At 72.1% G+C, this 7,058-nt stretch carries 6 protein-coding genes; 1 reads left to right on the top strand and 5 read right to left on the bottom strand.

The genetic code is table 11. From position 1 onward, the window contains the following. Positions 1 to 148: 148 nt before the first annotated feature. Positions 149 to 619: a hypothetical protein gene (locus tag IE241_RS32940; RefSeq protein WP_190025541.1), complete on the bottom strand. Its 471-nt coding sequence runs from the start codon at positions 617 to 619 to the stop codon at positions 149 to 151. A gap of 50 nt (positions 620 to 669) precedes the next feature. Next, a complete protein-coding gene (locus tag IE241_RS32935) occupies positions 670 to 1,035 on the bottom strand; it encodes an SH3 domain-containing protein (RefSeq protein ID WP_229900168.1) in 366 nt (121 codons plus the stop codon). Between the two features lie 195 nt (positions 1,036 to 1,230). On the opposite strand from IE241_RS32935, the gene IE241_RS32930 reads away from it, so the two are divergent. Then, entirely contained in the window at positions 1,231 to 3,462 is a 2,232-nt protein-coding gene (locus tag IE241_RS32930) for a protein kinase domain-containing protein (RefSeq protein WP_190025540.1), read from the top strand. A gap of 20 nt (positions 3,463 to 3,482) precedes the next feature. Here IE241_RS32930 and ilvD read toward each other — a convergent pair whose 3' ends face one another. The 3 genes from ilvD to IE241_RS32915 all read right to left on the bottom strand — a co-directional run bounded on the left by ilvD (position 3,483) and on the right by IE241_RS32915 (position 7,039). Then, positions 3,483 to 5,336 (bottom strand): dihydroxy-acid dehydratase, encoded by a 1,854-nt coding sequence (ilvD, locus tag IE241_RS32925; protein ID WP_190025539.1) that lies wholly within the window; start codon positions 5,334 to 5,336, stop codon positions 3,483 to 3,485. A gap of 192 nt (positions 5,337 to 5,528) precedes the next feature. Further along, positions 5,529 to 6,218: a TetR/AcrR family transcriptional regulator gene (locus IE241_RS32920; protein ID WP_190025538.1), complete on the bottom strand. Its 690-nt coding sequence runs from the start codon at positions 6,216 to 6,218 to the stop codon at positions 5,529 to 5,531. Then, positions 6,215 to 7,039 carry a sugar phosphate isomerase/epimerase family protein gene (locus IE241_RS32915; protein WP_190025537.1) on the bottom strand — a complete coding sequence of 275 codons (825 nt, stop codon included), beginning with the start codon at positions 7,037 to 7,039 and terminating at the stop codon, positions 6,215 to 6,217. Before IE241_RS32915 ends, IE241_RS32920 begins: the two co-directional genes overlap by 4 nt. Positions 7,040 to 7,058: the final 19 nt, after the last annotated feature.

The raw sequence follows: 7,058 nt of genomic DNA, 5'->3' as shown, positions 1-7,058 counted from the left end.
CGTTCAGGGGCCGTGCAGTGGTGATTGCCGCCGGTGCGGCTCGAGTGGCTGCCCCGCCGTCCTTGCGGACCCCGCGGCAACTCGGAGAACACTACACGAGGTTTGGGGGCCGTGTGGCCACCCCCTGGAGCTTGCCCTGACGCTTGCCCTAGCGCTTGCGGCGGCGCTTCCGACCCGTGCGCCGCTCGTACCGCGCGACGGCCTCCTCGTACTCCCGGCGGTGGAGCTGCTCGCCCGGTGCTTCCTTGACGGTGCGGAGTGCGTAGGCGAGCAGGGCGCCGATGAAGCCGATCATCATCAGGCTCTGCATCGACCGCTCGGCGTGCGGGTCGGCCCCGGGGTCGGGGCGGCGGCCGAAGCGTTCCCAGGTGCGGCGGAAGGACAGAGCGCTGCACACCGCGAACGCGACGACCACCATCGTGTTGACCAGGCCGCCGACCTTGGCGATGGCCAGGCCCTCGTAACCGAAGCGCAGGACCAGCGCGCCCGCCGCGGCAGCGGCCAGCGCGCCGAGGCCCGCGCCGACGCGGCGCAGTCCGTACCCGCCGTCGTGGTTCACCCACGTGGTGCCGAAGAACCTGATCGGTTCCGGCTGAGGCCCTTCCGGCTCTTCGCTCATACCTCGATTATGTCGACCGAGGTCAGGAGCATCAGGAGACGCAGGGGCCTTCAGGAGCAGCGGATCGCCACGAAGCCGTCGCTGCCCGTCTTCACATACGCGTCGGACACGTACTGGCCGGGGGCGATGCTGTCCCAGATATCGGTGGTGCCGTAGGGGCCGGTGATCGTTTCGCCGCGGGTCTGGCAGCGGATCGCGACGCGGGAGTCCTCCGGGAGGACGCGGACGATCTGGCTGCCGGTGTTCGGGCCGCGGCGTACGTTGACCTGCTCGCCCGGGGCGACCGGGTAGTAGACGGTGGCGGCGGACTGCACCGTCAACGCCTCGTTCGAGTCGTTCTCGATTGCGCTGCCGACGCCGTCGGCCTCGTTGATCGCGTTGCTCTCGTTGATCTCGTTGATCTCGCTGCTGGCCATTCGGGCCCTCCCCCGCTTGAGCGTTCACCGTCGATCAATGACGTGTTGATCGACGCCGTGTAGATCAAAGACATGCAATGTCATGTGCAGTGCAGGCTAGCAAGGCGCGGCACGGCTTCCCGGGATTGCCGGATCTCATCGATTAGGCTCCGGACGCCGCGCACTTCGCGGCCGACAGACAACGGGGGTGGGGGAATGCCGCCGCTGCGCAATGCCGGGAGGGACCCGGAAGCGGAGGATCCGGGTTATGCCGGCCGGTACCGGCTGGAAGGGCGTCTCGGCTCCGGCGGCATGGGGGTCGTGCACCTGGCCCGCTCCTCCTCCGGAATGCGGCTCGCGGTCAAGGTGGTGCACGCCGAATACGCGGAGGATCCCGAGTTCAGGGCGCGGTTCCGGCAGGAGGTTGCGGCTGCCCGGCGGGTGAGCGGGGCGTTCACCGCGCCCGTCGTGGATGCCGACCCCGATGCCGAGCGGCCCTGGATGGCCACCCTCTACATCCCCGGCCCCACGCTCTCCGAGCGCGTGAAGCGGAACGGGCCTCTCGGTCCGGCGGAGGTGCGGCGGCTGGCGGCCGGGCTGGCGGAGGCGCTGCGGGACATCCACCGGGCCGGCGTCGTGCACCGGGATCTCAAGCCGAGCAATGTGCTGCTCGCCGAGGACGGGCCCAAGGTCATCGACTTCGGCATCTCCCGCCCGTACGACAGCGAGCTGCGGACCGAGACCGGGAAGCTGATCGGTACGCCGCCGTTCATGGCGCCCGAGCAGTTCCAGCGGCCGCGTGAGGTGGGGCCCGCGGCGGATGTGTTCGCGCTGGCGTCGCTGCTCGTGCACGCGGCGACCGGGCGCGGGCCGTTCGAGTCGGAGAGCCCCTACATCGTCGCCTATCAGGTGGTGCACACCGAGCCGGATCTGACGGGCGTGCCGGCCGATCTCGTACCGCTGATCCAGGACTGCCTGGCCAAGGATCCGGAGCAGCGGCCGACGCCGGACGCGATCATGGCTCGTCTGCCGCGGGCTCCGCAGTACGGGGGGTGGCTCGTCGAGGCGCCGGTGCCGGACGGGTCCGTGCCGACTCATGTCCGCGTCCCCCATGCCCGTGAGGGCTCCCCGTCAGCCCCGTCCTCCTCTTCCTCCCCTTCCTCTCCTGCCTCTCCTGCCGCTCCCGTCCCCCGTCGGCGGCGCATGTCGTGGCTCGTCGCCGCCGGTGTGGTGACCGCCGCGCTTATCGCCGGCGGGACGTGGGTGCTGAGCCGCAGCGGCGAGGCGGACCGGCCGCTGCAGACGCGGCCCACCGTGGCCTCGGCGGACTGGCGGCCGTGGGAGACGTCCGTGCCGGAGGGTGCGGCGGGGGACGGCACGGTGCGGGCGGGGTCCTGTGCGTACGGAGGGGGCGCGCTGTACTGCTCCGCGCGGGGTGTGCAGGCGGCTCGTATCGATGCCGCCGACGGCAAGGTCGCCTGGCGGAGAAGCGACGGCGCCGGCGACCGCACCGGCACCGGCACCCAAAGCTCCGGGCCGGCTGCCGCCCCCGTGGTCTCCGGGGGTCTCGTTCACGTCCTGTCCGGAGACGGCGGGCGGCTGTCGGCGCTGGACCCGGCGACGGGTGAGCCGCGCTGGACGCGGGACGTCTCCGCGTACCGCGGCCGGGTCTACCACGCGGGCGACACCGTGCTGCTGGTCGCCGCGGACGGCACGGTGACGGCCGTCGACGGCGGTACGAACAGGCAGCGCTGGCGGCACGGGCTCGGGCTGCCGGAGCGTGCCAAGCCGGTCTTCTCGTTCTACGGGCAGGGGCCGGTGTACGCCGTGGCGCCGGCCGGTCAGGGGCGGCACCGCACACGGATCCTCGCGGTCGACCCGGCGCGCGGGACGACGCTGTGGGAGCGGACGGCCGACGGCGACCTGACCGCGGTGGGCGCGGCGGCGGGGGCCGGGACGGACGGGGCGCTGTTGCTGACGGCGCCCGACAAGGACAACCGGGTGGCGGCCGTCGTCCGGTACGACCCGGGGGCCCGGCGGGAGACGCGCGTGCCGCTCGCCACGCCGCTCAATGTGGCGAGCGCGGCCGCTGACGCCCGGGGTGATGCGGTGTATCTGCTGTCCACGGACGGCGGGCTGACGGCGGTGGGGACGGCTGAGCGCAGGGGTCAGCTGTGGCGGCTGGACACGTCCGTGGCCAATGCGTCAGCGCTGGTCGCCGCCGAGGGGGACCGGGTGTACTTCTCGGCGGCGGACGGTCGTCTGCTGGCCGTCGGCACGGCCAAGGGCACGCTGCTCGGCCAGACGTCCCCTCGCCTGACCCGGGCCGGCCGCGGTTACCTCGACCTGCTGCCGGCGCCGGTCGCGGCGGACGGCCGGGTCTTCGGCGCGGCCCCGGACGGAACGGTGTTCGCAGTCAGCGCCCGGGATCCGGCACGCTGGCGTTGACCCGCAGCTGCTTAAGCCTGTCAGCCTTCGAGAAGGCTGACGTCCCGCACCGCGCCCCGGTCCGCGCTCGTGGCCATGGCCGCGTACGCGCGCAGCGCTGCCGAGACCTTGCGTTCGCGGTTCTTCGGGGCGTACGTGCCGCCCAGTGCCGCGCGCCGCGCGTCGAGCTCGGTCTCCTCCACGAGGAGTTCGATCGAGCGGTTCGGGATGTCGATGCGGATGCGGTCGCCGTCCTGCACCAGCGCGATCGTGCCGCCCGACGCCGCCTCCGGCGAGGCGTGGCCGATCGACAGGCCTGATGTGCCGCCGGAGAAGCGGCCGTCGGTGACGAGCGCGCAGGCCTTGCCGAGGCCGCGGCCCTTGAGGAAGGACGTGGGGTAGAGCATCTCCTGCATGCCGGGGCCGCCGCGCGGGCCCTCGTAGCGGATGACGACGACGTCGCCCTCCTTGATCGACTTGGTCAGGATCTTGTCGACCGCCTCTTCCTGCGACTCGCAGACGACGGCCGGGCCCTCGAAGGTCCAGATCGACTCGTCGACGCCGGCGGTCTTCACCACGCAGCCGTCGACGGCGAGGTTGCCCTTCAGCACCGCCAGGCCGCCGTCCTTGGAGTAGGCGTGGGCGGCGTCGCGGATGCAGCCGCCCGCGGCGTCGACGTCGAGGGACTCCCAGCGCTCGGACTGGGAGAACGCGGTCGCGGAGCGGACGCAGCCGGGGGCGGCGTGCCACAGTTCGACGGCCTCGGGGGTGGGCGAGCCGCCGCGCACGTCCCACGCCTCCAGCCATTCCTTGATGCCGCGCGAGTGGACGGTGTGCACGTCCTCGTTGAGGAGGCCCGCGCGGTAGAGCTCGCCGAGGATGGCGGGGATGCCGCCGGCGCGGTGCACGTCCTCCATGTAGTACGTGCCGCCGGGGGCGACGTTCGGGGCGACCTTGGCGAGGCAGGGGACGCGGCGCGAGACGGCGTCGATGTCGCTCAGGTCGTAGTCCAGCCCGGCCTCCTGTGCGGCGGCGAGCAGGTGCAGGATCGTGTTGGTCGAGCCGCCCATGGCGATGTCGAGGGCCATGGCGTTGTCGAAGGCGGCGCGGGTGGCGATGTTGCGCGGGAGGACGGAGTCGTCGCCGTCCTCGTAGTAGCGCTTGGTGATCTCGACGACCGTGCGGGCGGCGTTCTCGTAGAGGGCCTTGCGGGCCGTGTGCGTGGCGAGGACGGAGCCGTTGCCCGGCAGGGAGAGGCCGATGGCCTCGGTGAGGCAGTTCATCGAGTTGGCGGTGAACATGCCGGAACAGGAGCCGCAGGTCGGGCAGGCGTTCTCCTCGATGCGCAGCACGTCCTCGTCGGAGACGTTCTCGTTGACCGCGTCGACGATGGCGTTGATGAGGTCGAGCTTGCGGACCGTGCCGTCGACGAGGGTGGCCTGGCCGGCCTCCATGGGGCCGCCGGAGACGAAGACGACCGGGATGTTGAGGCGCATGGCGGCCATCAGCATGCCCGGCGTGATCTTGTCGCAGTTGGAGATGCAGATCAGCGCGTCGGCGCAGTGGGCCTCGACCATGTACTCGACGGAGTCGGCGATCAGGTCGCGGGAGGGCAGCGAGTAGAGCATGCCGGCGTGGCCCATGGCGATGCCGTCGTCGACGGCGATGGTGTTGAACTCGCGCGGGACCGCGCCCGCCGCCTTGATCGCCTCGGAGACGATCCGGCCGACCGGTGCGAGGTGGGTGTGGCCCGGGACGAACTCGGTGAAGGAGTTGGCCACGGCGATGATCGGCTTGCCGATGTCCTCGCTCGCTACGCCCGAGGCCCGCATGAGGGCGCGGGCGCCCGCCATGTTGCGGCCGTGGGTGACGGTGCGGGACCTCAGCTCGGGCATCCTGCTCCACTCCTCGCAGTGTGTGGGCGCCGCGTCGGCGTATCGACGTGTCGGCGTCCTTCGAGCCTACGCCCGCCCTCCAGGGTGCGGACAGATTTTCCGCCATGTGAGACGCGCGTCCGCAGTGCAAGAGCCCTGCGGGCGTCGCGCAGAACGTTGTTACGCGTCACGTTGTTACGCGTCGTTACGCGGTTACGCGTCCCCCGCCAGATGCCGCTGGACCGCCGGTGCCACCATCGCGATCACCTGCTCCAGATCCGCCGACGCCAGCGGCTCGACCTTGATCACGTAGCGCAGCATGGCGACGCCGACGAGGTGGGCCGCGGCCAGCTCCGAGCGCAGCTTCGGGTCGGGGATGTCGAGCTCGCCCGCGATGCGGGCCATCAGCCGGGTGGTGACGAGGTCGCGGAAGACGGCGGCGGCGGTCTCGTTGGCGACGGCCGAGCGGACGATGGCGAGCAGCTGCTCGCGGGTGTCCGGGTTCTCCCACACGCCGAGGATGAAGCGGGTGAGCCGCTCCCCCAGGTCGTCCCGGCCGCCGGCCTGGACGACGTCCGGCGCTTCGAGCGCGGGTGCGAAGTCGGTGGCGATGGCGGCCGCGAAGATCTGTTCCTTGGGGCCGTAGTAGTGGTGGACGAGCGCGGGGTCGACGTCCGCACCGCGCGCGATGGCGCGGATGGACGCCTTGTCGTAGCCGCGCTCGGCGAATTCGGCGCGGGCGGCCGCCAGGATGCGCTCGCGGGCGCCGGGGCCGCTGCCCGCTTCCGTACGGGCGGGACGGCCGCGTCTCCTGGGGGCGCCGGCACCGCTTCCGGCACCTGCTCCGGTCCCGGTTCCTCCTTCCGCCCCTGCCCCGGCGGCGCCGGCCGCTGCGGCGTTCACGGCCGGGGCACGCGGCTGGGCGAGGCCAGGTGCAGCCGGGTGAAGGCGAGGGCCTCGGCGAGGTCGGCCTCGCGTTCGGCTGCGGACATCGCGCGGCGGGTGTTGACCTCGATCACGACGTGCCCGTCGAAGCCGCGGGTCGCCAGACGTTCCAGCAGCTCGGCGCAGGGCTGCTTGCCGCGGCCGGGCACGAGGTGCTCGTCCTTGGCGGAGCCGTTGCCGTCGGCGAGGTGGACGTGGGCGAGCCGGTCGCCCATCCGGTCGATCATCGCGATGGCGTCCGTCCGGGCGGTGGACGTGTGCGAGAGGTCGACGGTGAAGTGGCGGTAGTCGTCCTTGGTGACGTCCCAGTCGGGCGCGTAGGCGAGCATCTCGCGGTCGCGGTAGCGCCACGGGTACATGTTCTCGACCGCGAAGCGGACGTCGGTCTCGTCGGCCATCCGCCAGATGCCGCGGACGAACTCGCGGGCGTATCCGCGCTGCCAGCGGAAGGGCGGGTGCACGACGACGGTGCTCGCGCCGAGCTTCTCGGCGGCCGTCCGGGCGCGCTGGAGCTTGACCCAGGGGTCGGTCGACCAGACGCGCTGGGTGATCAGCAGGCAGGGTGCGTGCACGGCCAGGATCGGCACCTGGTGGTAGTCCGAGAGGCGGCGGAGCGCCTCGATGTCCTGGCTGACCGGGTCGGTCCAGACCATGACCTCGACACCGTCGTAGCCCAGGCGCGCGGCGATCTCGAAGGCCGTCGCCGTCGACTCGGGGTAGACCGAGGCCGTGGACAGCGCGACCTTCGCATCCGGGATGCGCACCACTGGCTCTGTCACGAGGGACAGCGTACGACCG

This window comes from Streptomyces hiroshimensis (assembly GCF_014650335.1).
Taxonomy (GTDB): domain Bacteria; phylum Actinomycetota; class Actinomycetes; order Streptomycetales; family Streptomycetaceae; genus Streptomyces; species Streptomyces hiroshimensis.
Note: the sequence above shows the minus strand (reverse complement) of the source record. Positions and strands in the feature narration are given on the sequence as shown.

What these genes read in the sequence shown, in the direction of transcription:
- IE241_RS32940 (WP_190025541.1), bottom strand. Translation starts at nt 619, where the DNA reads ATGAGCGAAGAGCCGGAAGGGCCTCAGCCGGAACCGATCAGGTTCTTC.
- IE241_RS32935 (WP_229900168.1), bottom strand. Translation starts at nt 1,035, where the DNA reads ATGGCCAGCAGCGAGATCAACGAGATCAACGAGAGCAACGCGATCAAC.
- IE241_RS32930 (WP_190025540.1), top strand. Translation starts at nt 1,231, where the DNA reads ATGCCGCCGCTGCGCAATGCCGGGAGGGACCCGGAAGCGGAGGATCCG.
- ilvD (WP_190025539.1), bottom strand. Translation starts at nt 5,336, where the DNA reads ATGCCCGAGCTGAGGTCCCGCACCGTCACCCACGGCCGCAACATGGCG.